The organism is Streptomyces dysideae (assembly GCF_001514305.1).
Classification (GTDB): domain Bacteria; phylum Actinomycetota; class Actinomycetes; order Streptomycetales; family Streptomycetaceae; genus Streptomyces; species Streptomyces dysideae.
In genome coordinates this window covers 156,964-181,477 of sequence record NZ_KQ949087.1, presented here as the reverse complement: position 1 = coordinate 181,477, position 24,514 = coordinate 156,964, and the positions used below count along the sequence as shown (strand labels likewise).

21 protein-coding genes and 2 pseudogenes are annotated in these 24,514 nt (G+C 71.4%); 13 read left to right on the top strand and 10 right to left on the bottom strand.

Features of this window, described 5'->3' with window-relative positions; genetic code table 11:
* Positions 1-7 precede the first annotated feature (7 nt).
* From AQJ91_RS21730 to AQJ91_RS21720, 3 genes are all read right to left on the bottom strand, one after another.
* Positions 8-1,981 (bottom strand): TrbL/VirB6 family protein, encoded by a 1,974-nt coding sequence (locus tag AQJ91_RS21730; protein WP_267891227.1) that lies wholly within the window; start codon positions 1,979-1,981, stop codon positions 8-10.
* Positions 1,978-2,358 (bottom strand): pilin, encoded by a 381-nt coding sequence (locus tag AQJ91_RS21725; RefSeq protein ID WP_067024220.1) that lies wholly within the window; start codon positions 2,356-2,358, stop codon positions 1,978-1,980. Before AQJ91_RS21725 ends, AQJ91_RS21730 begins: the two co-directional genes overlap by 4 nt.
* Before the next feature lie 353 nt (positions 2,359-2,711).
* Positions 2,712-3,503 (bottom strand): hypothetical protein, encoded by a 792-nt coding sequence (locus AQJ91_RS21720; RefSeq protein WP_067024217.1) that lies wholly within the window; start codon positions 3,501-3,503, stop codon positions 2,712-2,714.
* 467 nt (positions 3,504-3,970) lie between these two features.
* On the opposite strand from AQJ91_RS21720, the gene AQJ91_RS21715 reads away from it, so the two are divergent.
* Both AQJ91_RS21715 and AQJ91_RS21710 read left to right on the top strand, forming a co-directional pair.
* On the top strand, positions 3,971-4,630 hold the full coding sequence (locus tag AQJ91_RS21715) for a hypothetical protein (protein ID WP_067024214.1): 660 nt from the start codon (positions 3,971-3,973) through the stop codon (positions 4,628-4,630).
* Between the two features lie 23 nt (positions 4,631-4,653).
* On the top strand, positions 4,654-5,631 hold the full coding sequence (locus AQJ91_RS21710; protein WP_079085099.1) for a TRM11 family SAM-dependent methyltransferase: 978 nt from the start codon (positions 4,654-4,656) through the stop codon (positions 5,629-5,631).
* 599 nt (positions 5,632-6,230) lie between these two features.
* Here the strand turns inward: AQJ91_RS21710 and AQJ91_RS53685 are convergent.
* On the bottom strand, positions 6,231-7,742 hold the full coding sequence (locus tag AQJ91_RS53685) for a recombinase family protein (protein WP_067024211.1): 1,512 nt from the start codon (positions 7,740-7,742) through the stop codon (positions 6,231-6,233).
* A gap of 36 nt (positions 7,743-7,778) precedes the next feature.
* Between AQJ91_RS53685 and AQJ91_RS21700 the strand changes: the two are divergent.
* Positions 7,779-7,988: pseudogene (locus AQJ91_RS21700) on the top strand (peptide-methionine (R)-S-oxide reductase); the annotation flags it as partial.
* A 35-nt stretch (positions 7,989-8,023) separates the two neighbouring features.
* On the opposite strand, the gene AQJ91_RS21695 reads toward AQJ91_RS21700, so the two are convergent.
* Positions 8,024-8,242, bottom strand: a complete 219-nt coding sequence (locus tag AQJ91_RS21695; protein ID WP_067024208.1) for a hypothetical protein — start codon at positions 8,240-8,242, stop codon at positions 8,024-8,026.
* Between the two features lie 194 nt (positions 8,243-8,436).
* On the opposite strand from AQJ91_RS21695, the pseudogene AQJ91_RS21690 reads away from it, so the two are divergent.
* Positions 8,437-8,682, top strand: a pseudogene (locus AQJ91_RS21690) (sugar isomerase); the annotation flags it as partial.
* Between the two features lie 4 nt (positions 8,683-8,686).
* Here the strand turns inward: AQJ91_RS21690 and AQJ91_RS21685 are convergent.
* Both AQJ91_RS21685 and AQJ91_RS21680 read right to left on the bottom strand, forming a co-directional pair.
* Positions 8,687-9,220, bottom strand: a complete 534-nt coding sequence (locus AQJ91_RS21685; RefSeq protein ID WP_067024201.1) for a YncE family protein — start codon at positions 9,218-9,220, stop codon at positions 8,687-8,689.
* Between the two features lie 127 nt (positions 9,221-9,347).
* Positions 9,348-9,824: a CBS domain-containing protein gene (locus tag AQJ91_RS21680; RefSeq protein ID WP_067024198.1), complete on the bottom strand. Its 477-nt coding sequence runs from the start codon at positions 9,822-9,824 to the stop codon at positions 9,348-9,350.
* A gap of 149 nt (positions 9,825-9,973) precedes the next feature.
* On the opposite strand from AQJ91_RS21680, the gene AQJ91_RS21675 reads away from it, so the two are divergent.
* The gene (locus AQJ91_RS21675) at positions 9,974-10,555 is read left to right on the top strand and encodes an Rv1733c family protein (RefSeq protein WP_067024361.1); all 582 of its coding nucleotides are present in this window, start codon (positions 9,974-9,976) and stop codon (positions 10,553-10,555) included.
* A 10-nt stretch (positions 10,556-10,565) separates the two neighbouring features.
* On the opposite strand, the gene AQJ91_RS21670 is transcribed toward AQJ91_RS21675, so the two are convergent.
* The gene (locus tag AQJ91_RS21670) at positions 10,566-10,952 is read right to left on the bottom strand and encodes a hypothetical protein (RefSeq protein ID WP_234382723.1); all 387 of its coding nucleotides are present in this window, start codon (positions 10,950-10,952) and stop codon (positions 10,566-10,568) included.
* 365 nt (positions 10,953-11,317) lie between these two features.
* Entirely contained in the window at positions 11,318-12,346 is a 1,029-nt protein-coding gene (locus tag AQJ91_RS21665; RefSeq protein WP_067024194.1) for an alpha/beta hydrolase family protein, read from the bottom strand.
* 612 nt (positions 12,347-12,958) lie between these two features.
* Here AQJ91_RS21665 and AQJ91_RS21660 point away from each other — a divergent pair.
* Positions 12,959-15,799 (top strand): SpoIIE family protein phosphatase, encoded by a 2,841-nt coding sequence (locus AQJ91_RS21660; protein WP_234382720.1) that lies wholly within the window; start codon positions 12,959-12,961, stop codon positions 15,797-15,799.
* On the opposite strand, the gene AQJ91_RS21655 is transcribed toward AQJ91_RS21660, so the two are convergent.
* Positions 15,771-16,289, bottom strand: a complete 519-nt coding sequence (locus tag AQJ91_RS21655; RefSeq protein ID WP_199847990.1) for a GNAT family N-acetyltransferase — start codon at positions 16,287-16,289, stop codon at positions 15,771-15,773. The two genes, AQJ91_RS21660 and AQJ91_RS21655, sit on opposite strands and share 29 nt — an antisense overlap.
* Before the next feature lie 293 nt (positions 16,290-16,582).
* Here AQJ91_RS21655 and AQJ91_RS21650 point away from each other — a divergent pair, with 293 nt between their 5' ends.
* Genes AQJ91_RS21650 through AQJ91_RS21620 form a run of 7 tightly spaced genes read left to right on the top strand, consistent with a single transcriptional unit; the run spans position 16,583 to position 24,513 of the window.
* Positions 16,583-17,839 carry an ATP-grasp domain-containing protein gene (locus AQJ91_RS21650; protein WP_199847986.1) on the top strand — a complete coding sequence of 419 codons (1,257 nt, stop codon included), beginning with the start codon at positions 16,583-16,585 and terminating at the stop codon, positions 17,837-17,839.
* 17 nt (positions 17,840-17,856) lie between these two features.
* Positions 17,857-18,663, top strand: coding sequence for a Rossmann-like domain-containing protein (locus AQJ91_RS21645; protein ID WP_067024350.1), 807 nt, complete (start codon positions 17,857-17,859; stop codon positions 18,661-18,663).
* Entirely contained in the window at positions 18,660-19,775 is a 1,116-nt protein-coding gene (locus AQJ91_RS21640) for a PLP-dependent cysteine synthase family protein (RefSeq protein WP_067024186.1), read from the top strand. The genes AQJ91_RS21645 and AQJ91_RS21640 overlap by 4 nt, the downstream gene beginning before the upstream one ends.
* Positions 19,772-20,827, top strand: a complete 1,056-nt coding sequence (locus AQJ91_RS21635) for a dipeptide epimerase (protein WP_067024184.1) — start codon at positions 19,772-19,774, stop codon at positions 20,825-20,827. The genes AQJ91_RS21640 and AQJ91_RS21635 overlap by 4 nt, the downstream gene beginning before the upstream one ends.
* Positions 20,811-22,073: an MFS transporter gene (locus tag AQJ91_RS21630; protein ID WP_067024181.1), complete on the top strand. Its 1,263-nt coding sequence runs from the start codon at positions 20,811-20,813 to the stop codon at positions 22,071-22,073. The genes AQJ91_RS21635 and AQJ91_RS21630 overlap by 17 nt, the downstream gene beginning before the upstream one ends.
* An 8-nt stretch (positions 22,074-22,081) precedes the next feature.
* The gene (locus AQJ91_RS21625; RefSeq protein ID WP_199847989.1) at positions 22,082-22,909 is read left to right on the top strand and encodes a class I SAM-dependent methyltransferase; all 828 of its coding nucleotides are present in this window, start codon (positions 22,082-22,084) and stop codon (positions 22,907-22,909) included.
* 35 nt (positions 22,910-22,944) lie between these two features.
* Positions 22,945-24,513 carry an ABC transporter substrate-binding protein gene (locus AQJ91_RS21620; RefSeq protein WP_067024178.1) on the top strand — a complete coding sequence of 523 codons (1,569 nt, stop codon included), beginning with the start codon at positions 22,945-22,947 and terminating at the stop codon, positions 24,511-24,513.
* Position 24,514 lies beyond the last annotated feature (1 nt).

The window sequence follows — 24,514 nt, the reverse complement described above, 5'->3', positions numbered from 1 at the left end:
GCGGGATCTACCTCCTGGGTGGTTCGAGGGGGAGCCGCAGTTGCATGGGGCGCGGTGGGCGGACCGGGACCCGGCGTGCGGGGATGGGCAGGGCCAGCTGGCGCGCCCGTGGTGCGGGGGCCGGGCGGGTCAGAGGCGGTGTGGCGGGCAGGGTTTGGGCCGCCGGGGATGCTGCGGCGACGCGCTCTGCGCGGATCGGCAGCCACAACTGGGTGGCCCGACCAGGTCGGGCCGGTGCTCGCTGGGCGGTGATGGGCAGGGCGAGTTGCCGATGCCGTTGTGCCTGGGTGGGGTGGGTCACAGCGCGGGGACCTCCCGGTGCACGGGCGAGGGGAGCGGCAGTCGGGCCGGGGCGTCCGGGAGCCCGGCCGGCACGCGCTCTCGGAGCGGCGCCGCGAGTGCTGGCCGTAGCGGGCGTCGGATGCGCGCCGCCGGTACCCGCGCCGTGCACGCCTGGTCCGGCGGCAGCACCGGGGGCGGGCGGGCCGGCTGGCCCTGGGCGGCCACCGGGACGGGCCAGGGCCCCACGTCCGCGGGCCAGCAGAGCCCGGCCCCACCCCCGTACACCCCGGCCGGGACCGCTGCCACGCCCCGGCCCGGGCGCGGGTGGGCGTCCACCGCCACCGCCCGGTCCTGGTCGGCCGCCTCCGGGTCCTCCGGGTCCACTGCGGCCCGGCCGGAACCCGGCTCCTCCTCTACCCCCGCCGGGGCGGTGGCGCGGCAGACGCACGCCGGGCAGGTAGTGGTCCATCAGGCGGTACAGGGCGAGGTGCTTGAGGATCCGCACCCCAGCGGGCGCGTGCGGGTTGTGCACAGGGGTACCGCGCAAAACGACCTGGAGGGTCCAGCCGGGAATCTTGAACAGCACCCAGAACAGGGCCACTCCGGCGAGCATCGTGCCCAGCTGGTCAGAGTGGGGGATCCCCAGGGTGGTGGCGCCGGGGGCGAAGAAGAGCTTCAGCGCCAGGACGAAGGTCATCGACTGGGCGACTTGGATGACCAGGCATCCGGCCAGACCGCGCCACCACAGCCGGGCGACGGGGTCGGTGAGCGGGTGGGCGTGACACGCCAGCATCAGGGGCGCGGCCACGGCCAGCAGCGCCATCACCGCGACGCGCACGAGGAAGCCGATCAACACCGCGAGCACCAGCGCGATCATCATGATCGCCAGAAGCAGCAGGTAGAGCTTCAGCCCGGCGGCGCCGAACAGGGCGAAGGGCAGGACCCGTTCGACCATGCCCTGCCCGGCGTCCGACATGTCGATGGCCATGATCGCGTGGGCGAGGCCGTTGGACAGGCTGATCGCCTTGCCCATCACGGTCAGGGAGGTGGCCGCGGCGATGAATCCGAGCACCAGGCGCGGGGCGATCTGCTGGAGGGCGTAGCGGGTCTGGACGGTCTCGTAGCCCATGACCGTGATGCCGCCCGCGGTCACGAACAGCACGTAGATCCCGGCCGTGATCCCCAGCATCGCGGTCCACAGCCGCTTGATGTCGGCGTGCTTGGTGACGTCGGGCGTGGCCAGCAGGGTGTCGGCGAGGAACTCGCGGACCGGCTTCATGATCTGCTCGATCAACATGCCGAGAAACGAGGTGATCGCGTTCACGATCATGCCGGGGATGTCGAGGAAGCCCCAGGCGGTGCCCTTGTCGCACTCGAACCCCGCGGCCTCGCACGCCGGAGGCGTAGGCCCCGGCGCCGGCTCCGGTGATGAGGGCCGTTCCGGCTCGGGCGTGGGGCGGCCAGGGGAGGGGGTCGGGCCGGGTGCGGGCTCCGGCCGAGGCTCCGCCCCGGGAGCCGGGGAAGGGACGGCGGGACCGGGTGCGGGTTGCGGTTCCGGCGGGTCCGGGGCCGTCGGCGCATGGGCTGGCGCATGCGTGGTGTGTGCGGAGGCGGTCGGGGCGGTCAGTGGGACCAGGGCGAGGACAACCAGCGTGAGCAGCAGGGGCAAGGCGCGGACGAGACGCCTGGCGCGGGTCATTGCCCGCCTCCGTCGTCGACGCCGACGATGCCCTGCAGCACGGTCATGATCACCGGCGCAAGGATCGCCAGGCTGTAGCCGATGGATGCGGCCTTCAACGCCCGCTTGGCGGCCTCGACTTCCCCGGGGTCTCCCCCGGCCATCAGGTAGCGCAGCCCGCCGAGGGTGAGAAACAGCGTGCCGAGTCCGGCGAGGATGCCGACGATCCAGTTCCGTAGATTCGTGATGACGGTCGGGATGTCGGCGACCGCCCACACGTACGGTGTGTCGGCCAGCAGGACGAAGACGGTGCAGGCGGCGGTGAAGTGGAGCCGGACCACCCAGCGGCCCGCCCGGAAGGCCGACGGCCGACGTGGCCGGCGGGGTCTTGCGAACACGGCGGACGCACCTCCAACGGAGCACGGCAGGGCAGCACAGGGACAAGAAGGGGAGCCACACGGGACGAGTCGTGTCGCGTGGGTGTCGTGCGGTGGCGGGGTGAGCACGAAATCCCTCGGACCGGGGCCAACCTCCTTGAGGTGTTGCGGCGGGAGGGGTTCCTCGGGTGTCAGCACGAGACGGTCGTGCTCACCCCGCACTCTGCGGTGTCCCGGTCCAGGGCATCGGCCGCTGCCCCGGACCAGAACGCGCGGCCTGCTCCGAAGCCGGACCGGGGCCGCTGTCACCGTGAATAGAGATGCTGGTGGCGGGAATTGACACCCCGCCACCGAAAGTCCCCCGGTCGGGCGTTCTACTGCTCCCGCAGCTGGCGCCGCAGATGCACAGCCAGGTGCTGCTCCGCGGCGCTGCGGTGCCGGTAAAGCTGACGCACACTCACCCCGCACTCGGCTGCCAGGCAGCTCATGGACTCACCGCCGAGTCGGGTACGGGCGATCAGCCGCGCCTCGGCCACGTCTACGACCCGCGCCTGCACGGCCCTGGCAAGCACGGTGAGCTCGTCCACCGGCTCACCGTGATCCGGCTGCGGCAGAGAGCACAGGCGGTCGAGATGCTCTGCCGCCTGACCGGCTTCGCGGCTCGCACGGCGGCGCGCGGCATACACCAGCCGGTGCACGGCCCGGTCCGCCGCGCTGAACAGCTCCCTATCCAGCCGCTCCGCCCCCGGGTCCACCGTGCGCATTGCCGTGGCGACGGCGGCCAGTGCCTCCTGCTCGACCTCGGCGCGCTCCAGGTGAGTCGGGCGGGCCAGCCGGGCGAGCATCCGGCGCAGCACCGGCACGGTCATGGCCACGGCGACCACGTCCCACGGCTCGCCCAACTCGCGGGCGCGCCGGACGACCTCACGCCAGGTCTGTTCGCGCAGTTCGGCGCGGGTGGACGGGTGGGCGAGCTGAGTGCGCACCCGGTCGACCGGCCACATGGCGCGGTCCGGTGTGTCGCACACCAGGTGCGCGGGAAACGTGAGCGGTTCCACGCCGTGGGCGAGGGCGAGGAACGCCTGCTCCAACTCCCCGAGCGGGGAGCGAGCGATGCTGTGCGGGTGGGCGGCGGCGGGACGGTGGGCTTGGTGACGGTGGTGCATGACGCATCTCCCGTGACGGCGTGGACAACTTCCGCCGCCACCCCTCCCAGGCCCTCGTGCCACCGCCGCCCCACCCGCAGGCCAGTGCCGGGCCATTCACGGCCTGATGGCCCGGCCTGTGCGATGGCCCGTACCTGGCCCGCCCTCTATGGCCTCGTGTGCCACCCCAGACGGAGCAATGGGAATCGAACACAGAAAATCTCCGGCTTTGTCCTCAACCCCGTTGTGCGGCTGCCCGCAGTGGCCCGGCGATGGCTCGCACGTGGCACGCGACTGGCTCGTACACGGGGCGACCTGCGCAAACGCGATGAGCGGTGAGGAAAGACCAGAGACGCTCGATGCGCGGGAAGCGGCCGCCGAGGCGATCGAACACCTACAAGGCGATGGCAAAGATCAGCCGTCGAGTCCCTATCACTTCACGTCAGCACGAGCACGGCCCGCCCTCGCCTCCCGGCGCCACTCAGCCCATGCCGCACTCCACCGCCAGCGCCCGCACTCGTACGTCCCAGCCGCTGCCGACGACCATCTGGCTCCCCGGCCCGGACGAACCCAACGCCGCTCCCATCCCCGGCGCGGTCCTGCCCGCTTGGGCCATCGACAAGATCCGCACCGACTTGGTCGGACGCCCCGGCCATAGGCCCGCCCCGCTGCTCAAGATCGCCATCCGGGACACGGCACCCGGCATGGACACCCGGATCCCGACCACCCCCTTCACCACCCCGGCCGGCAACAAGGACGCGACGGACAGGCCGTCCATCCTCCTCGCCGAACTCCACCCCGACACCCTCCCCGCCCCCACCGACGACCTGTCGACTGGCGTAAGCGAGATGCGCGGCGCGCTGGAGGACGGCTGGCCCGGCTTCTTCCACCGCGCCCACCGGCTCCTCCCCGACGAAGGCCTTCTCCTGCTGGCCACCCGCCAGCGCCGACAGGCCGGACGCCTCACCGACCCGCTCGGCACGCTCATCGCGGGAGCCCGCACCGCCGGCTTCCGCTACCTCCAGCACATCGTGGTCGTCTACGGCTACCCGGTCGGCGACCGACTCGTGCCCACCCTCCCCGCGGACGCCTGCCGTGGCGTCGCGCACTGCGACCTGATCGCCCTCGCTGCGATCCGCCACCCGTAGGCCAAGGCAGAGGAGACCTCGCCGTGCCCTCCCCACTCTCGGTGTGGAACACCGCCCCCACGTCCGCCCCGGCGCAGCGCAAGGGCCGTTACGTGCCCGGCTCGGCCGCCCACCCCGCCAAGATGCTCCCGCGGATCGCCGCCCACGCCATCTCCACCTACACCCGACCCGGCGACCTGGTTCTCGACCCGATGTGCGGCATCGGCACCACCCTCGTCGAGGCCATCCACCTCGGCCGCAGCGCCCTGGGCGTCGAGTACGAACCGAAGTGGGCCAACCTCGCCCGCCTCAACGCCGCCTCCGCTAACCACGAAGGCGGCACCGCCACCGGCGCCGTGCACTGCGGCGACGCCCGCCGACTCACCCAGCTCGTCCCCACCGCCCTGCACGGCGAGGTGGACCTCGTGATCACCTCACCCCCGTACGGCCCGAGCGTCCACGGGCAAGTCCGCTCCAGCCGGGAGACCGGCGAACGCGGCGTGGTCAAGAAGGACTTCCGCTACAGCCACGACCCCGCCAACCTCGCCCACGTCTCCACCGACCGGCTCCTGGAAGCCTTCACCGAGATCCTCGCCCAGTGCCGCCTCATGCTGCGGCCCGGCGGCACCGCCGTCGTCACCACCCGCCCCTGGCGCGAACGCGGCGAACTCATCGACCTGCCCTCCGCCGTCCTGGCCGCCGGACGAGCCGCCAGCCTCATCCCCACCGAACGCTGCGTCGCCCTCCTCGCCGGCATCCGCGACAGCCGGCTCATCTCCCGTCCCTCGTTCTTCCAGATGACGAACGTCCGCGACGCCCGCCGCCAGGGCATCCCCCTCTCCGTCGTCCAGCACGAAGACGTACTGGTCTTCACGCGGCCGGGCGCCCGTCCATGCTTCGGCGGCGCAGGCGGCAGAACAGGCTCTGCGCGGTGCGTGACTGAAACCGCGTTCAGACCGCACACGGATTGCACTCTCCGCTCGGTCACGTGCACCGCAGGACGCCGCCGTGGCTGCCACTGATCTGTTGAACCGCTGGAGGGCTTGCCTATGACGGGAACGACACCCGCGGGCCGGTTCCATGCCACCGCCTTGCGTGACGGCACGCCGGTATCCCTCGGACATTGGCGCGTCACCACCGCAAGCACTGCCGTGGCCCGTGGAGTCTCGGCACTCCTTGGGGGCTTTCCGGAGCGGAGTCTCTCTCCGGAAAGCCCAATTCAGGTGCTCACGGAGTCCAGTGTTGCGATCATTGTGGTCCCGGGCGTAGAGGCCGTCTCGGCGGAGATCCGCCTCAGAGGTATCAGGGTTCCCGTGCGACAAGAGCAGGACATTGCGGCCCTTCCGATCGCAGCCCTCCGCTCGTATGGCGGAGGGGGGACGAGTCCGTACCCCCGCGCGTCGCTGGATTTCCGGCTGCTTGCAGCTCCCCAACTCGGCTTGTTCCGCTACGTGTCATCATCGTGGGCGTTCGCGGAGTCGCTGCAAAAACTGACAGAGATCCTGCGCCGGGGTGACGGTGAGGTGCAGGCCGCGCTGTGCCTGCGTATGAAGGATGCGGGAACTAATGGGACCTGGCATGCCGGAGGTCACTGGATTCCCACAGTCAGCGTTGATGGCCGTCACGGGCCCTCCTCTAGCGGCGGCACCGAAGCGGAGTCTGTGTGACGCCCCAAAGCGAATGACAGACGCGCCCGGATGTCACGTTTACCCCGCCCTGCTGGCTTCACTTCGATGTGGCAGCCAGCGTCCACCAGCATGCGTCGGCGTTCGATGACGTCACCCGCTGCCCAGTCCTCGCCGTAAGTGCGACCAGTGTCCACCCAGGTGCTTGTGGGCGGGCGGTATGGGAGTTCCTTGAGCCTGCCGAGTTTGTCCGAGAGTGCCCTGTGGCGGCGCTCGTAGCGAAGTGAGCCTTCCTGGCCTGCGAACAGGCCACGCTCGTATCGGTCGGTCTCCAGTCTGTCCAGAGCCTGTTCGATTTCTTCGACCTCTTGACGATGGTCTTCACCCGCTTCGACTACTTCAACCTTGATGGGCCAGGCGCCGACCTTCAGCAGGAATTGCTCTTCAGCGTACTTGTCCACAGCTTCGGCCGATACGGAGGCGGGGGAAGCACAGTCTCGCCCACGCATTCGTGATCGACAGACGTATGTGCGCCTCATCGGGCGTCCCTTTTCGGTCGCCCAGCCCTGGTACATGCGCTCCTGACATGAGCCGCAGAAGACCACGCCCAGCAAGGGGTGCGCCGAGGATGTACGACGGCGGTCGGGTCTGCTGCGCCGCGCGAACTCGCGCTGGAGGGCGTGCCAGATCTCCGCGTCGATGAGTTCTGGTCCGCGAAGGACGGCATTGGCCTCGTCGTCGCGTACGACTTCGCCCTTGTACTCCACCCGGCCGCGAATCCTCTCGGAGGTGATGATCGCGGTAACGCTCTTGCTCGTCCATGAGCCCCGTGGATCGACAGGACGACCGGCGTTGATGTTGCGCTGATTCGTGGGAGAGGGAACGCCGCGTTCGTTCAGGTTGGCGGCGATGGAGAGATAGGACTCGCGAGCGATCACTCGTCGCGCGATCTCCCTCACGATCTCCGCTGCGGCTAGATCCTCTACGAAGCGTACCCCCTTGCCACCAGGGAGGGGCTCCGCCTGGTAGCCGTATGGAGCGAGACCCCCACCCCACCGTCCGTTTCTTCGCAAGTAGTCATGCGACCCAGTGACGCGTTCGCGAATCGCCTCTGCCTCCATCTCGGCGAAGGCCGAGACAATGTACGCGATCACCCGCCCGATCGGGGAGCGGATGTCGATCGTCTCAGTGGCGGAGATCAGGTTCTTGCCGCGTGACTGGCACCATCGGATCATTTCCGCGAAGTCCGCCACCTTGCGGACGAACCTGTCCAGCCGCCAGAACATGAGCGCGTCCCACTGCTCGGGATGATCCAGCCACTTGGAGAGTTCCGGGCGCTCCCAAGGTGACCTCTGGGATGCGGATACGTCGATGTCCTCGGCCCAGCCGACGATCTTCGCTCCCCGTGCCGCAGCGGCGTTTTCAATGCTGGCTCGTTGGCGTTCCGGAGAGGTTGTGACGTCCGTCTTGTCCGAGAGGCGGATGACGCCGATGACCCGCTCGCTCATGAGGCTCCCCGGAAATAGTGTGCATCCATGAACTAAGGATGGCCGTCCTTCTACGACCCGAAGGATTCCGACGCGGTCGAGCTGATCGAGGACCGGACGCACGGCATGGTGCGGACCGAGGTGCGGTGTGCCCGGTGCGGGTCGCATCTTGGGCACGTGTTCGAGGGGGAGGGGTATCAGACCCCGACGGACCAGCGGTACTGCATCAACAGCATCGCGCTGCGGCTGACGGCCGACGAGGACTGAAGCCGGGGCCGGCGGCGAGGTGTGGGCACCGCCCGTCACACCGTGTTGTCCCAGACGTACGGGCCGCCGCCGCGCCACTCGATCAGCTCGGGGTCGTCGACGGCCCGGTCCTCGGTGGGCAGGTCCGCATCGTGCAGGATGTCCAGTACGTCGAACAGGCTGTACGCGGTTCCACTGAGCTCGCCGTGGATCGTGACCCGCCGACCACCGTCCGGCTCCGGCGGCAGCACGACGACAGGGGGACGCACGTCCATGGCATCAGCATGCACCGGAACCGTCCGGCCCGCAGCTTCCGGACGGCCGCGTGGCCCGGGCGTACGCTGAAAGCAGGTGGTTTCTGCTTCAACAGCTCGCCACGCCCGGAGGTCGTCATGGACGTCCTGGTACTCATCGGCCGCATCCTCTTCGCGGCACTCTTCCTCGCCTCGGCCGACGGGACCACACCCCGCTCGACAGCGCGGCCCCGCGCGGCGATGCCCTCCTCGAACTTCCCGGCGGCGGTGCGGTGTGCGCCCTGTCCACGCTCACCGGCGTGATGCTGGTCCAGATGGCGGTCGCGGAGGCGTCCGCCGTCCTCCTCGCCGCCGGAGAGCGCCCGCCGGTGTACGTCTCGGCCGACGTCCCCGGCGGCTTCGAGGGCAACCTGGAACTGGAGAAGCGGTACGCCGGACGGATCCGGCGCACCGCCGGCTGAATTCCTACGGCACCGGTACGGGCGTCAGCGCGACGGCCAGTAGATAGGCGCCGGTCGTGAAGGGCGCCCGGGCGGTGCCCGACGCGGTGTCCACGGGCACCAGCCGATTGCCGTCGGCGGTGGTGACGTAGGCCGTGGCGCCGTTCCAGTCCAGGGAGACGTCGAAGGCCGACCTGCCGACCGTCACCTTGGCCCCCGGAGCACCTGTCACGGTGTCGACCGGCGTGACCGAGTCCCCGTTGCTGGGGCTGACCCACAGCGTCCGCCCGTCCGGCGACAGACCGAGCCCGTAGGCCTGCCCGGAGACCAGCAGCGTCGGCTCGGGCTCGTCGGTCGCGGTGTCGATCGGAGTGACCGTGGAGCCACCGGAGTTGGACACGTACACCGTCTTCCCGTCGGGCGCGGCGACGACGTTGAAGGGCCGCGGTCCCACGGCGACGGCGGTGCGTGCGGTCCGGTCGGCGAGGTCGACCGGGGTGACCGTGTTGTCGTGGATGTTGGCCACGTACAGCGTCCGCCCGTCGGGTGTGACAGCCATGTTCTCGGGCCCGGAGTCGACCAGAATGCATCATTCAATGGGGCCCGTGGGACCAGTGGGTCCCACGGGCCCCATGGAGGCCGTGCGTCCTGACGCGTCGATGGCAGTCGCGTCACGTCAGGTCATGTCATGTGGAGCTCAGTTCTCCAGACGCGCTGAGGAGTTCGTGAAGGAGGTGTGAGGCGGTGATCACGCCCAGTAGGTGCGTCCCCGCCTTGTCCTTCTCGGCCACCGCCACCAGCGGGCTGCGCACCTGTGCCATCAGCGCGGCCACCTCCAGTGCGGTGTCGTCGGGGTTGGCGATCGGGGGCGGGCCGGCCTTGCTGGACAGGCAGTCGCCGACGCGGCGCCCCTTCAGCGCCTGACACAACCGGTCGGCGTGCTTCTCGTCGACGACCGCGGCGAGGGCCGGGTCCTCGATCACGTACTCCGGGACCAGCACCTTGACCATCTGGGAGGCGGGCAGGATCGCCCTCGGCTCACCGTTCTCGTCGAGGACCAGCAGGCCCGGGAGCTTGTGGTCGGCCATCAAGCGGGCCGCCGCCATGGCGTCGCTGTCGACGCTCACCGTTTCGTATTCGACCGCCAGGTCACGGGCGCGCACGGCGGGCTCCTCATCTGTTCGAGTTGTTCCTGACCCCAGCGTCGTACACCGCACGGGCAAGGGCCAGGACGTTGACACGAAACATACGCGGATCGTGCCGACGGGAGCACACTGGAAGTGGACTGTCGGTGCTCAAGGGGGTGTCGGCCATGGCTGCGAAGCGGTGCGCGCGGGTGCGGCTGTGGCGCTGGCGGCGGAGTCCGATGAGACGGCGCAGCGACCTCGCCGAGGCCTGGGTCATCCTGTTGGCGTGGGTGTTCGCGCTGGTGGGAGCCCTGCTCGCGGGACAGGCGGCGGCGGCTGCCGTGGCGGAGTCCGCCGCGGACCAGCGGGCGCGCAGTGTGCGGGTGTCGGCCGTGCTCGTCGAGGACGCGAAGGATCCGTCAGCGTCGCGGGTGACCACCGATCACCGTGTGTGGTCCACCGTGCGCTGGACGGCGCCGGACGGCACGACACGGACGGGCGAGGCGAGGGTGCCGCCCAAGACGCCGGCCGGGAGCGAGGTCACCGTGTGGACGGACGACAGCGGTGTCATCACCACCGAGCCCCTGTCCGCCGGCGAGACCCGGCTGCACTCGGTGGCCGGAGGTGTACTGGCCGCGATGTGTGCGGGCGGGGCGGTGCTGGGCGTGGCCTGGGTGGTGCGGCAGGGCATCGAACGGCGGCGGATGGCGCAGTGGGCCGAGGAGTGGGAGCAGATCGACACGCCGTGGGGCTGGAAGACAGGCTGACCGCCGCCCCTCACAGCAGTTCCGCCTTCACAGCAGCTCCTCCAGCCGGCGCAGTTCCCTGCGGACGCCGTCCAGGTCGGCCCCCGGCGCGGTCCAGGACCAGGTAGAAGAACAGCCCGTCGTGGGCCCGGCGGGTCAGCGGGCGGATGAGGTGGTACTCCGTGTCCAGGGTGACCAGGATGTCCTCCACCCGCTGCGGCGCGTAACCGATCAGGTCCAGGGTGGCCGGCTTGGCGCGTACGACGTCGGTGTCGCCGTACGACACCTGCTTCAGGTCGAGGCCCTTGGGGGCGCCGATGGTGCCGAGCGGCATGCGGCTGACGTGGTCGACGAGCGCGGCGCCGCGGACGCCCTCGAGGCTCATCGCACGCTGCGGGGCGATCTGGATGACGGACACGGCAGTGCCCCTCCTTGTGGCGGGTGGTTCCTCCGTGCCGACCAGGCTTCCCGGCGCCCCAGTTCCGGTCCGGGCCCGTGACGGGACGCCGGTCTGGCGGAACATCTTTGCATCGTGCCATGGTTCACCGGCCGCCGTGCCGGTTACGGGCAGGAGTCCCAGGGGCAGCGGACAGTGGCAGAAGCCGGGCCGTGGACTTCTTACGAGACCCTGACGCACCGCTGAGACCCTTGGGGTCCAACGGCCTCATGGGTCACGCTGGTTGAGCCCGCCACCCGTCCGCGGTGGCGGCGGGCCCCGAGGAGCGTTGCGGCTGCCGCGGACCGGCGCCCCGGACTGGTTCCGGGGCGCCGGCGGCCCGCCGTTCAGCGAAGGTGACGGTCGAAGAAGGAGAGCGTGGCGTCCATCGAGGCCGGCCACTGCGGTGCGAACGTGTGCCCTTCGCCGCGGTACTTCCGTAGCGTGACGTCCTTGCCCGCCGCCTCGAACGCGGCGGTCGTCCGCTCCGACCAGGCGATGGGGCAGGTGTCGTCGGCGGTGCCGTGGTGGATCAGCAGCGGTTCGGTGACACGGTCGACGTAGGTGAGGGGGGAGACCTGCCGCCAGAAGGCCGGGTTCTCCTCGGGGGTGCCGTGCGCGGCCTCGATCTCGCCGACGATCGGGTCGCGGTCGGGCCGCTGGAACTGGTCGATGTTCTCCTCCGGCCGCGCGCTGACCGGCGCGAACACGACCGCCGTGGCGATCAGGCCGGGCGCCACGACGAGCGTGTTGTAGACGACCCCGCCGCCCATCGACCGCCCCAGCAGCCCGATCCGTTCGTCGTCGATGTTCGGGCGGGCGGCGGACCGCAGGGCCAGTACGGCGGCGATGACGTCCTCGGTGTAGCCGAGCCGCAGGTTGACGTCGTTGTCGGGGTCGTCGTCGGAGCCGGCGTGGTTGCGGTAGTCGGTGTGGAGGACGACGTAGCCGTTCCGGGCGAGGAGATCCTGTTCGCGGGCGAGTCCGCGGCCGGTGGTGTAGACGGCGGGGTCGATGTACCCGTGCGCGAGGACGAGCGCCGGGAAAGGCCCATCCCCGTCGGGGACGTTCATGATCCCGGAGATGGTCAGCCCGTTGGACTCGTACGTCACCGCGTACTGGGTGTAGGCGTCGGTCCGGGCGCGTACCGCACCGAGCCGCAGGTCGGAACCGCGGTGCTCGCGCTGGATGAGGCCGGGGATGGAGACGGCATCGGCCGGCGTCGGGGACGGTTCCGCACTCGGAGTCCTGCTCACCGGCCCGGACGACACCCGCGACTCGGTACGTGCCGCGCCACCGCCGTCGCCCCCGGTACAGCCGACGGCGGTCAGCAGCATCAGCCCGGCGGCAACACAGGCGATGTCCCGTAACCGCATGCGGCCAAGTATCCCGGAACCGGCAGGGTCGGGCCACGGGGGTTTGCCCGGGGCGGTCGGCGCAGAGCCGCGAGTCTCTGAACCGCGCGGCCGCCCACAGGTCCGCGCGGCGCGCATCGCTCGGCCGCCTGCGGCGGCGCGTGTCTTCGCATTGCGCGACTGCCTGCAACATCCCCTCCCTCCGGGCCGGGCGGTCCGGCGGAGGCCGCCGCGCGGCACGGCCGACCGCACGGCATCGAACCGGTCGTCGTCCAGGTCCGGGGCGACCTCGGCCGGCGACGCGGCGGCGGCCACTCCGCGCGCTCGGCGCACTGACGGGACAGGCCTCGGCCCTCCGGAGTGGTCGGCACCACCGGTGAGGCCACCCACCTGGCCCGTCGTCATTCGGGAGGCACAGTCGCACCGCGCCACCAGCCGATACGCGTTGGACAGTCCCAGCCGCCCGGACAGGGTTTTCACCGGGAACCGGTCCAGCAGGGTGCCCAGCAGCAGCGCCGGGGGCTGTTGTGATGGGCGTCACGCTAGGTCTAGGGTTAAAACGCTTGGAGGACTCCGCCGGGGGCGAGCCGAGTGGCGGCGCGTGACCGGGCCGGACGTCTCCAGGTGAGGGAAGTGATCCTCTTGCCCGTCGCCTGGGACGACATCGGCGGACTTGTCGATGCCCATGAGCGTTTCCTCGCCGGTGCGCTGGTCGAGTCGGATGTCCGGGACTCGGTGCTCGACTCCTGGAAGCGGTGCAGGTCCGTCGGTGTGACACCGCACCAGCTGGTCGTCACGTACGCCCCGGACCTCGTCCTGGACGAGCGCTTCCTGCGCGCGGCCGACCCGGTGCTCATCCAGCTGAGCGCGTCCCTCGCCAACGTGGACATGGCGATCGCGCTCTGCGACGGACAGGGCCGCATGATCCAGCGGCTGGGCGGCGAACGGCGGCTGCGCGAGCGCCTCGACGAGGTGAACTTCGCGCCAGGCTTCGACGCCTCCGAGCCCGTCGTGGGCACCAACGGCGTCGGTACCGCGCTGGCCGAGCGCAACCCCGTCTACGTCGTCGGCCGCGAGCACTTCGCCGACTGTCTGCAGCCGTTCGCCTGCGCGGGCGCGCCCGTCCGTAACCCGCTCAGCGGCCGCATCGAGGCCATCCTCGACCTCACCTGTCTGCGCGACAACGGCGATCCGGTCATGGTGCGCATGGTCCGCGAAGCCGCGCACACCATCGAGGCGCGGCTGCTGGAGCAGTCCAGCGAACGTGAACGCGCGCTGCTGACCGCGTACCGGCGGGCCGCCGGTCAAGGCGCGCCCGGTTGGCTCAGGCAGCCCGGACATCCGGTCGCCGGCGACGGCGGCGTCCGCGACCTCGGCCGTGTCGACCTGGCCGTGCTGCGGGAGAAGGCAGAGGAGCTCATCGCCTCCCCGAGCCGCACCCTCGACGAGGTCACTCTGTCCGGCGGCCGTACCGCCACCCTGCTCCGCCGCCCGGTCGAGGGCGCGGCCGGTGAGACCGGCGTGGTCGTCGAGGCACGCGTCCTGGGCGGCCCGCGCCTGCGCCCCGCCCCCGTCACCGCACCGGAGTCCGCACCGGAGTCGGACACGGCTGGGACCATGACCGGGACCGCAGCCGCACCGCCGCCTCCCGGGACCGGCATTGCGACGGTGTCGCCCCCACCCGTCGTCATGTGCACCGTCGTACCGGCACCCCCGAAGACGGAGTCCGTCGACGGGGACGGCGCCGGAGCCGAAGGCTGGCTGCTGCTGGTCGGCGAGCCCGGGGTCGGCCGGCTGGCCGTCCTCGCCCGCAGGCGCCTTGAGCTGCTGCACGATGCGAGCGTCCGGATCGGCACCACCCTCGACGTCACCCGCACCGCGGAGGAACTCGCCGAAGTGACCGTGCCGCGCTTCGCCGACTTCGCCGCCGTCGACCTGCCCGACTCGGTCCTGCGCGGCGAGGAACCCGGCCCGGTCGGCGCGGACACCCCGCTGCGCCGCGTCGCGCTGCGCACCGTCCATGAGGAGATCCACCTCTACGGCGTCGGCGACCCCGTCGAGTACCTCGCCTCCACCCCGCAGGCCCGCTCCCTGGAGACCCGGCAGTCCGTGCTGGAACCCGTGCTGTCCGAGGCCGGCGGCTGGATCGCCCAGGATCCGGCGCGGCTGGAACGGGTGCTCTCGGCGGGCATCCACTCCCTGATCACCGTGCCGCTCCGGGCCCGCGGCACGACCCTCGGCGTGGTCAGCTGCTACCGCTCCGAGAAGCCCGCCCCCTTCGAGGACGACGATCTGTCCCTGGCCCAGGAGCTGGCCGCCCGCGCCGCGATCTGCATCGACAACGCCCGCCGCTACACCCGCGAGCACAACACCGCCCTCGCCCTCCAGCGCAGCCTGCTGCCCCGCGGCCGCCCCGAGCAGAGCGCCGTCGAGGTCGCCTACCGCTACCTCCCCGCCCAGGCCGGCGTCGGCGGCGACTGGTTCGACGTCATCCCGCTGTCCGGCGCCCGCGTGGCGCTGGTCGTCGGCGACGTCGTCGGCCACGGTCTGCACGCCGCCGCCACCATGGGCCGGCTGCGCACCGCCGTCCACAACTTCTGCTCCCTGGACCTGCCGCCCGACGACCTCCTCACCCACCTCGACGACCTGGTCGGCCGGCTCGACCGGGGCGAGGGCTGGGCGGTGGACGGCACCCCCGACTCCGGCATCGTCGGCGCCACCTGTCTGTACGCCGTCTACGATCCGGTGTCCCGGCGCTGCACCCTCACCCGCGCCGGGCACCCCGCGCCCGCGGTCGTGGCACCCGACGGCACCGTCGAATTCGTCGACCTGCCGTCCGGACCGCCGCTCGGACTGGGCGGCATGCCCTTCGAGACCATCGAGCTGGAACTGGCCGAAGGCAGCCAACTCGTCCTCTACACCGACGGGTTGATCGAGGACCGGCACCGCGACATCGACACCGGCCTGGACCTGCTCCGCACTGTCCTTGCCTGTGCCGACCGGGCACCGGAGGAGACCTGCGAGGCGGTCCTCGGCGCCCTCCTGCCGGCCCACCCGAGCGACGATGTCGCCCTGCTCGTCGCCCGCACCCACGCGCTGGGCGCCGAGCAGGTCGCCCAGTGGGACCTGCCCAGCGACCCGGCGGTCGTCTCCCTCTCCCGCGCCGCGGTCACCGGTCAGCTCGCCGCCTGGGGCCTGGACGACCTGGCCTTCAGCACCGAGCTCGTCGCCAGCGAACTGGTCACCAACGCCATCCGCCACGCCACCGGCCCGGTCCAGCTCCGCCTGCTCCGCGACCGCGCCCTGATCTGCGAGGTCTCCGACGGCAGCAGCACCTCACCCCGACTCCGCCGCGCCCGCACCGAGGACGAGGGCGGCCGCGGCCTGTTCCTGGTCGCCCAGCTCACCGAGCGCTGGGGGACCCGCTACACGCCCTACGGCAAGATCATCTGGACGGAACAGCCCCTGCCGTGACGGCGGTCCGACCGCTGACCGGCAACGGGATCTCGAAGTGCACGGTGGACACACCCGGCCCGTGCTCTCCCGTCCCGCGCGCGTCGAAGACCTCCTCGGACACGCTCCGCCAGAAGGCCTCCGCGCCCTCGACGTTGGTGTTGGTGTGGAGGTAGACGCGCTCATAGCCGGGCGTGTCCGCCACGAAGTCGCAGGCGGCGCCGACCAGTACCCGGGCGAGCCCCCGGCGCCGGTGGTCGGGACGGACGTACACCCGGACCAACTGGGCGGTGCTGTACGCCGGATAGCGCTCGGCGAGGTGCCGCGGATGCGGCGGATGGACGGGCCCGCCGGACCGTACGCCGGTGGTGGCGACCACCTCGCCGCCGTGCACGGCGACCAGGAGCAGATGCCGGGGATCGTCGAGGTAGGTGCCCTCGATGTCCATCACGTCGCGGTGCCACTGGGGGACGTAGCCGTAGCCGAACTCGTTGTAGAAGGTGTCCAGCATGATGCGCCGGGCGCCGTTCACATCGGCGGGCGTCGCGGGGCGGACGAGGTACTCGGGGTGTGGGGAGTTGCTCACGGGATCACCGTAGCAGTCAGGTGGGAATCGTTTTCAATAAGGGAATCTTCGGGGCGTGTCGCGGCATCCTGCGCAAGGGTGCACGGCAGGGCTTCGCCAACCGGATGACAATGAAAATGATTATCGATAACGTGGGCCCGGTCGAGTCCGGCCCCCTCTCCACAGAGGTGCAGCCGGGCTGCCCTGACGTCTGAACTCAAGGCAGGAAAAGGGGAGTTGTGCCGCATCTGCTGGTGGTCGAGAGCTGGGTCGGGTCGATGAGCAGGTTGCTGCCACGGGCGATCCGGGAGGGCGGGCACGAGTTCACCTTCCTCACCCGCGACCTGCACCACTACCTGCGCTCGGCGCCCGAGGGGACGGCGCACCCCCTGCTCGGCGCCCGCAATGTGATCACCGCCGACACCAATGACGTCGAGGCCCTGCTGCCCGAGGTCGAGCGGCTGCACGGGGCGCTGGGCTTCGACGGGGTGATCACGTCCTGCGACTACTACCTGCCGACGGTCGCCCGTATCGCCGGGCGCCTCGGCCTGCCGGGCCCGGGCCCCGAGGCGGTGGAGAACGCCTGCCGCAAGGACGACACCCGCCGGATCCTCGCCGGCGCCGGACTGCCCGGCCCGCGTTTCGCCGTGCACGAGGAGTGGGCCGACCTCACGCGGGCCGCCCGGGAGATCGGCTATCCACTGGTCGCCAAGCCCGTCGACCTGTGCGCCGGCATGTATGTCCGTCGCGTCGATGACGAGGCCCAACTGGGTGAGGTCGTGCGGGCGTTGGCCGACTTCCCGGTCAACGCACGCGGCCAGGTGCGCACGCCCGCCGTGCTGCTCGAGGAGCTGCTGGACGGCCCCGAGGTGAGCGTCGAGACCGTGTCCCACGCGGGCACGGTCCATGTGGTCGGCGTGACCGACAAGAGCGTCGGCGGGGCGCCCGCCTTCATCGAGACCGGCCACATGTTCCCCGCCGCCCTGACGGCCGCCGACACCGAGGCCGCCGAACAGACCGCGCTGACCGCGCTGAAGGCGCTCGGTCTGACGGACGGCGTCGTCGCGCACACCGAGATCAAGCTGACCTCCGCCGGCCCGCGCGTCGTCGAGGTCAACCCCCGCCCCGCCGGCAACCGCATCACCGAACTCGTCCGCCATGTCACCGGCATCGACCTCGCCGCCGCCTTCGTGGATGTCGCCCTGGGTCGCGCACCCGACCTGCGCCGCACCGGCACCGGGCTGAAGAGCGCCGCCGTCGGCTTCCTCGTACCGGACCGCACGGGCACCCTCGAAGCGCTCGACGGTGCCGGACTCCGGCACGCGGACGGCGTGTTGGAGATGCAGCTCGCCGAGCCCGGCAAGGCCGTCAAGGCGGCCGGCAGCAACAACGAGTACCTCGGCCATGTCATGACGGGCGACGCCGACGGGCTCGGCGCCCGCGACCGGGCCGAGGGTCTGCTGGCCGGGCTGCGGGCAGGGCTGGTGATCCGGTGACCACCGCGACCCGTCAGATGTTCGACGACCTGGTCGCCCGCGTCCGCGCGGGCGCCCTCGGACCCGACCCGGGCACCCAGCACATCGCCGTCGCCTTCACCACCCGGCAGGCCGTACGCCACGCCGGGCGCGGCACGAGCTACCGCAACGAGGTCCTCAGCCTGCGGCTCGCGGAAGCCGTCGGCTCCTGCGCCGTCGAACCCGGCGAACTGCCCGACAGCGCCCTCGACGACTGTGTCGGCGCCGATGTGGCACGGCTGCTGGAACATCCGCTGCTGCCGGTGCGGGTGGCCGCCCTCGACGCCTACCTGATGCACGTCGGCCCGCACACCCCGGAGAACGGGGCGCGGCCCATCGCCCTGCCCGCCGGGTCGTCGCTGGAGAAGTCCCGGGCCCGGGCCAGGTCCGTGGTCGAGCTGCTGGACCTGCCGGCCGGCGCGACCGTACTGGTCGTCGGAGTCGTCAACTCCCTTCTCGAAGCGCTGCGTTCACGAGGGCTGGGCTATGTCCCCTGCGACCTCAAGGGCGGCGGGACCGAGTGGGGCGAGCCGGTCCTCGGTGACGCGCTCGCCGCCGCCGGCCGGTGCGACGCGCTGCTCGTGTCCGGGATGACCCTGGGCAACGGCACCTTCGAACCACTACGGGAGCACGCCCTGCGACACGGCAAGCAGCTCGTGATGTTCGCGCAGACCGGCAGCGCCGTACTGCCGCACTTCCTCGGGCACGGCGTGAGCGCGGTGTGCGCGGAGCCGTACCCCTTCTTCTGGCTGGACGGCGGACCCGGGATCATCCACCGGTACGGCGCCGGCGGAGGTGGACGATGACCGCCACCGCCGTACGGTCGTCGTCCACCGCCCGACCGGAACTGCTCGACCTGCTGGGACGCACGCCCGTCGTCCGCATCACCGCCGAACTGCCGCACGCGCACCCGGGGTTCTGGGCGAAGCTCGAAGGGCTCGCGGCGGGCGGCATGAAGGCGCGGGCCGCCATGTCGATGCTGCTCGGAGCCCGGCAGCGGGGCGAACTGCGGCCCGGCGCACCGGTGGTGGAGTCCAGCTCCGGCACCCTCGGCATCGGGCTCGCCTTCGCCGGACAGGCGCTCGGGCATCCCATCGTGGTGGTAGGCGACAGCGAACTGGAGCCGTCCATACGGCAGTTACTGCGCGCCCACGGAGTCCGGCTGGAGCTCGTCGACCGGCCGGCGGCGCAGGGCGGCTGGCAGGCGGCACGCCTCGCCCGGCTCCGGCAGCTGCTCGCCGAACTCCCCGGCGCCTACTGGCCCGACCAGTACAACAACCCCGACAACACCGCCGGTTACGCCTCCCTCGCCGCCGAACTCACCGCCCAGCTCGACCACCTCGACATCCTGGTGTGCAGCGTCGGCACCGGTGGCCACAGCGCCGGCGTCATCGCCCCGCTGCGCCGCCACTGGCCCGCACTGCGGCTCATCGGCGTCGACGCCACCGGCTCCACCATCTTCGGCCAGCCCGCCAGGCCCCGCCTGATGCGCGGCCTGGGCAGCAGCATCCACCCGCGCAACGTCGCCTACGACGCCTTCGACGAGGTCCACTGGGTCGGCCCGGCCGAGGCCGTGGACAGCTGCCGCCGGCTCGCCCGGGGCTCCTTCGTCAGCGGCGGCTGGAGCACGGGGGCCGTGGCCCGCGTCGCCGCCTGGGCGGCCCGCGTGCACCCCGGGGCCGTCGTCGGGACCGTCTTCCCCGACGGCCCGCACCGCTACCTCGGCACCGTCTACGACGACGACTTCACCACCGCGCACGGCCTCGACCCCGCCGCCGCGGCCACCCGGCCCGTCGAGATACCGCACCCGTACGCCGCCGAGGCGACCGGCTGGGTGCGCTGCACGCGGGTCACCGATCCACTCCTCGCCGACCCGAGCCCGCTGAATTCCCCGGCTCCCCTGGAAGGGAACCTGTGAAGGCCGGTCTGCGCACCGTGCGCCTCGAACTCACCGAGCCGTTGCGCATCTCCCGTTCCGTCATGTCGGCGCGTGAGGCGGTGTGGCTGGGCATCGAGCACGACGGGGCGACCGGCCACGGTGAGGCCGTCACCAGCGTGTACTACGGGCTCGACACCGACACGCTCGTACGGCTCCTCGGTGCCGTCGAGCTCAGCCGCTTCGCCGACCCCGAGAGTGCTCTGGAGGCGCTGCGCGCGGGAGAGTTGGCGTCATCCGCAGCTGTGCCGCCCGCCGTGACCGCCGCCGTCGAGGCCGCGCTCCTGGACCTTGTCGGCAAGCGCGCGGGCGTGCCCGTCCACCGGCTCCTCGGGGCGTCCGCGCCGCCCGCGGCCGCCACCGCGCGCACCATCGGCATCACCTCGCCCATGAGGGCCGCCGTCGAGGCCCGACGGCTGGCGAACTCGGGCTTCCAGGTCATCAAGGTCAAGGCGGGCACCCCCGACCCCGAGGACGACGTGGAGCGCGTCCGCGTCATCCGCGACGCCGCCCCCCACGCCCGGCTGCTCCTCGACCCCAACGGCGCGTGGAGCGTGGCGCAGTCCCAGGCCCTGCTGCCCCGGTTCGCCGACCTCGGTGTCGAGGCCGTCGAGCAGCCGCTCACGCCGGGCGACCCGGACGCGCTGGGAGCGCTCGCCGAAAGGTCACCCGTCCCGGTCATCGCCGACGAGGACGCCGTGAGCCTGGAGGACGTACGCCGCCTGGCCGGTCGTGTCCAGGGTGTCAACGTCAAGCTCGCCAAGTGCGGCGGGGTCCAAGCCGCCCTGCGGATCGCCGAGTTGATCGAGGGGACCGGCACCGAGCTGATGCTCGGCTGCCTCACCGCCAGCACCCTCGGCCTCGCGCCCGCCGTCCACCTCGCCGACCGGGCCCGCTGGGCCGACCTCGACGGACATCTGCTGCTCGCCCACGACCCGTGGACCGGCATCGGCGGCACCGACGGCTTCGTCCGGGCAAGTTGCCTTCCCGGTCTTGGAGTCGAGGAGGTGACGGCGCGTGAGGACGTGGCGTGAGATGCGCGGCTTCCCTCTCGCCATCCAGCTCCTCCTCGTCAACCAGCTCGGCGTCAACACCGGCTTCTACCTCCTCATCCCCTACCTCGCCACCCATCTCGGCGAGAACCTGGGCATGTCGGCGGCCGTCGTCGGCATCGTCCTCGGGGTGCGCAACCTCAGCCAGCAGGGCCTGTTCATCATCGGCGGCTCGGCATCCGACCGGCTGGGGGCGCGTGGCGTCATCATCGCCGGGTGCGCGGTGCGGACCGTCGGGTTCGCGCTGTTCGCGCTGGGGGACGGGCTGGCGGTGCTGCTCGCCGCGTCGGTACTGAGCGGGCTGGCGGGGGCCCTGTTCAACCCTGCCGTGCGGACGTATCTCGCGCAGGAGGCTGGGCAGCGGAAGGCGGAGGCATTCGCCCTCTTCAACGTCTTCGCGACCACGGGCGCGCTCATCGGGCCGCTGCTCGGCAGTGTGCTGCTGCTCGTCGACTTCCGTACGTCAGCGCTGACCGCCGCCGGGATCTTCGCCGTGCTCACGGTGGCGCAGGCCCTGGTCCTGCCGGCGCGCAAGGCGGAACCGAGCGGGAGCGGGGTCCTCGGCGACTGGCGGGAGGTGCTCGGCAACCGCCCCTTCCTGGCGTTCGCGCTCGCCATGGTCGGCCTGTTCACCCTGGAGAGCCAGCTGTACCTCCTGCTGCCCGACGGCGCCAGACAGGCCACCGGCTGGGACGGCGCGGCGGGCATGGTCTTCGTCGTCGGCACGCTGGCCAACCTGGCCCTCCAGCTGCGCATCACGCGCAGGCTCAAGTCCCGTGGGGACAGGCCACGTTGGATCGCGGCCGGGCTCGCCGTGATGGGCCTGGCCTTCCTCCCGCCGGCCCTGGTGTCGGACCCGGGACCAGCCGGCTGGACCGACGCCGTACCCGTCCTGCTGGGCGCGCTGCTGCTCTACCTCGGCATCATGATCGCCTCACCGTTCGTGATGGACCTGATCCCCCGCTTCGGCCGACCCGAACTGACCGGCACGTACTTCGGGATCTTCTACGCCGTCTCCGGCATCGCCGCCGCCATCGGCAACACCGTCATCGGCTGGGCCATGGACGCCGGGGAGGACGACGCCCGCGGATGGCTGCCGTGGGCGTGCTGCGCCGTGTTCGGACTGGCGTCGGCGGGCGGGGTGACCTGGCTGCACCGGCGCGGGGCCCTGCCGGGCGATCCGGCTCCCGCCGTACCGGAACCGGCGGGGGAGAGGAGCAACGCGTGAGCGTGGAGATGAACGGCGGCCGGGAGACGAGCACCGATCGCGAAGTGAGCAACGCCAACCTCCTCACTGACAACCCCGACCTCTACGAGGCCCGCTTCCCCGACCCCCGCCGTCTAGCCGGACGCTGGGCCGAGGACTGCCTGCGTCGCCACGACGCCGGTCAGCGTGTCCTGGACATGGGCTGCGGCACCGGGCGCGACGCCGCCCACCTGCACGGCGTCGGCCGTGCCGTGACCGGTGCCGATCTCTCCGAGGCGATGCTCGCGTACGCCCGCACCCGGTACCCCGGGCCGGAGTACGTCCGGGCCGATCTGCACGGCTTCGATCTGGGGCAGGACGCCTTCGACGCCGTCGTCTGCCTGGACAGCTCCCTGCTGTACTGCCATACCAACGACCAGCTGGACGGGTTCCTCGCCTCTTGCCGGCAGGGCCTCGCGCCCGGCGGTCTGCTGGTCGCGGAGATGCGCAACGGTGCCTACTTCCTGGGCCGGACCGATCTCCTCGACACCCCCACCGTCAACGGCTTCACCTGGCAGGGCACCGCCTACCGGTCCACCACCACGCTGACCGTGGACCGCACCGCCCAACTCCTGCGCCGTACCCGCGTCTGGACCTCGGACGACGGCCTGCCCCCGGTCGAACAGCGCTCCGCCTGGCGGCTGTTGTTCCCGCAGGAGCTGCGGTACGTCCTCGCCGCGCACGGCTTCGAGGTACTCGAACTCCACGACGGGCCCGGGCCCCGCACCGAACCTCCGTGGGCGGAAGGCGAGTTGCCCGGTCGTACCGCAGACGCCGACCGGCTGCACGTCGTCGCACGTCTTTCCACCTCCCACTGACCTTTCATCCACATCACGTTTCACAAGGGACAGTCATGAACGAACGCTTCCCCGGCCTGCACCGTCGCGGCTTCCTCGCCGCCACCGGAGGCGCCGCCGCCGCACTCGCCCTCACCGGCTGCGGCGACACCGAGAAGACGGAGCCGACCGGCGGCACCCCCAAGCGCGGCGGACGCCTGCGCGCCGCGTTCGCCGGTGGTGGCGCCAGCGAGATCCTCGACCCGCACCTCGCGAACCTCTTCGCCGACGTCGCCAGAGCCAAGGCCCTCTTCGACAAGCTCGCCGACTACGGTCCCGACCTCTCCGCGCAGCCCCGCCTCGCCACCAGGTGGGAGTCCAACAAGAGCCTGGACCGCTGGCAGGTCACCCTCCGCGAGGCCACCTTCCACGACGGCAAACCGGTCACCGCCCGGGACGTCCTCCACAGCTACCGCCGTATCGCCGACCCCGAGCAGGCGTTCCGCGCCAAGGCGTCCCTGGAACCCATCGACCTCGACGCCAGCCGCGCCACCGGCGAGCGCGCCATCGAGTTCGTACTGAAGCGGCCGACCGCCGAATTCCCCAACATCCTGGCCGCGTTCGGCGCGTACATCGTCCCCGAGAACGCAGGGAAGGCAGCCGACTTCGACGACAGGCCCATCGGCTCCGGCCCCTTCCGGTTCGTCTCCTTCGCGCCCGGCCGCTCCGCCGTCTTCCGCCGTTACGACGCCTACTGGGACGGCGCCCCGCACCTCGACGAGCTCGAGTTCGTCGTCGCCAACGAGGAGTCCGCCCGCGTCAACGCCCTCCTCGGCGGCCAGGTCGAGTACGCCCACGAGCTCAACCCCACCACCGCCCGCGCCCACGAGGGCAAGGGCCAGATCGAGATCGTGCGGCTGCGCAACAGCGCCATGCAGGCGTTCTGCATGAAGACCGACCGGGCGCCCTTCGACGACAAGCGGGTGCGCGAGGCGTTCTTCCTCATCGCCGACCGGCAGGAACTCGTCGACGGTGCCCTCTCCGGCGCGGGCGAGGTCGGCAACGACCTGTTCGGCAAGGGCTACCAGTACTACGCCGCCGATCTGCCCCAGCGCACCCAGGACCTCGACCGCGCCCGCTCCCTCCTCAAGCAGGCCGGCGCCGAGAAGCTGAAGGTCACCCTGGACACCTCGGCCGTCGCCGCCGGGTTCACCGAGGCCGCCAGCATCTTCCGCGACCAGGCAGCCAAGGCGGGCGTCACGATCGACGTGAAGACGGGCAGCAAGGACTCCTACTGGAGCGACATCCTCGACTCCGGCACCCTGTCCTGCTACCGCTCCGGCGCCATGCCCATCGAGGCCCACATCTCCCAGCGGCTGCTCACCGACTCCACCACCAACGCCACCAAGTGGCACCACAAGGACTTCGACGCCCTGTACCAGCAGGCCCAGTCCACCCGCGACAGGGCGGAGCGCACGGCCGTCTACGAGCGGATGCAGCGTCGGCTGTACGCCGAGGGCGGCTTCCTGATCTGGGGGTTCGCCGACTGGATCCTCGGAACGGCCAGAAGTGTGAGGGGAGTTGAGACCAAGGCGCCCGCCAACACGCTCGACTGGGCTCGCTTCGACAAGGTGTGGCTCGCGTGAG

Bases quoted from the DNA above. Each gene is read 5' to 3' on its own strand.
- AQJ91_RS21625 (WP_199847989.1), top strand. From the start codon at position 22,082: ATGAACGGCGGCCGGGAGACGAGCACCGATCGCGAAGTGAGCAACGCC.
- AQJ91_RS53685 (WP_067024211.1), bottom strand. From the start codon at position 7,742: ATGAGCGAGCGGGTCATCGGCGTCATCCGCCTCTCGGACAAGACGGAC.
- AQJ91_RS21685 (WP_067024201.1), bottom strand. From the start codon at position 9,220: ATGGCTGTCACACCCGACGGGCGGACGCTGTACGTGGCCAACATCCAC.
- AQJ91_RS21665 (WP_067024194.1), bottom strand. From the start codon at position 12,346: ATGCGGTTACGGGACATCGCCTGTGTTGCCGCCGGGCTGATGCTGCTG.
- AQJ91_RS21720 (WP_067024217.1), bottom strand. From the start codon at position 3,503: ATGCACCACCGTCACCAAGCCCACCGTCCCGCCGCCGCCCACCCGCAC.
- AQJ91_RS21730 (WP_267891227.1), bottom strand. From the start codon at position 1,981: ATGACCCGCGCCAGGCGTCTCGTCCGCGCCTTGCCCCTGCTGCTCACG.
- AQJ91_RS21715 (WP_067024214.1), top strand. From the start codon at position 3,971: ATGCCGCACTCCACCGCCAGCGCCCGCACTCGTACGTCCCAGCCGCTG.
- AQJ91_RS21640 (WP_067024186.1), top strand. From the start codon at position 18,660: ATGACCGCCACCGCCGTACGGTCGTCGTCCACCGCCCGACCGGAACTG.
- AQJ91_RS21655 (WP_199847990.1), bottom strand. From the start codon at position 16,289: ATGCTGGACACCTTCTACAACGAGTTCGGCTACGGCTACGTCCCCCAG.
- AQJ91_RS21675 (WP_067024361.1), top strand. From the start codon at position 9,974: ATGGCTGCGAAGCGGTGCGCGCGGGTGCGGCTGTGGCGCTGGCGGCGG.
- AQJ91_RS21620 (WP_067024178.1), top strand. From the start codon at position 22,945: ATGAACGAACGCTTCCCCGGCCTGCACCGTCGCGGCTTCCTCGCCGCC.
- AQJ91_RS21645 (WP_067024350.1), top strand. From the start codon at position 17,857: ATGTTCGACGACCTGGTCGCCCGCGTCCGCGCGGGCGCCCTCGGACCC.
- AQJ91_RS21695 (WP_067024208.1), bottom strand. From the start codon at position 8,242: ATGGACGTGCGTCCCCCTGTCGTCGTGCTGCCGCCGGAGCCGGACGGT.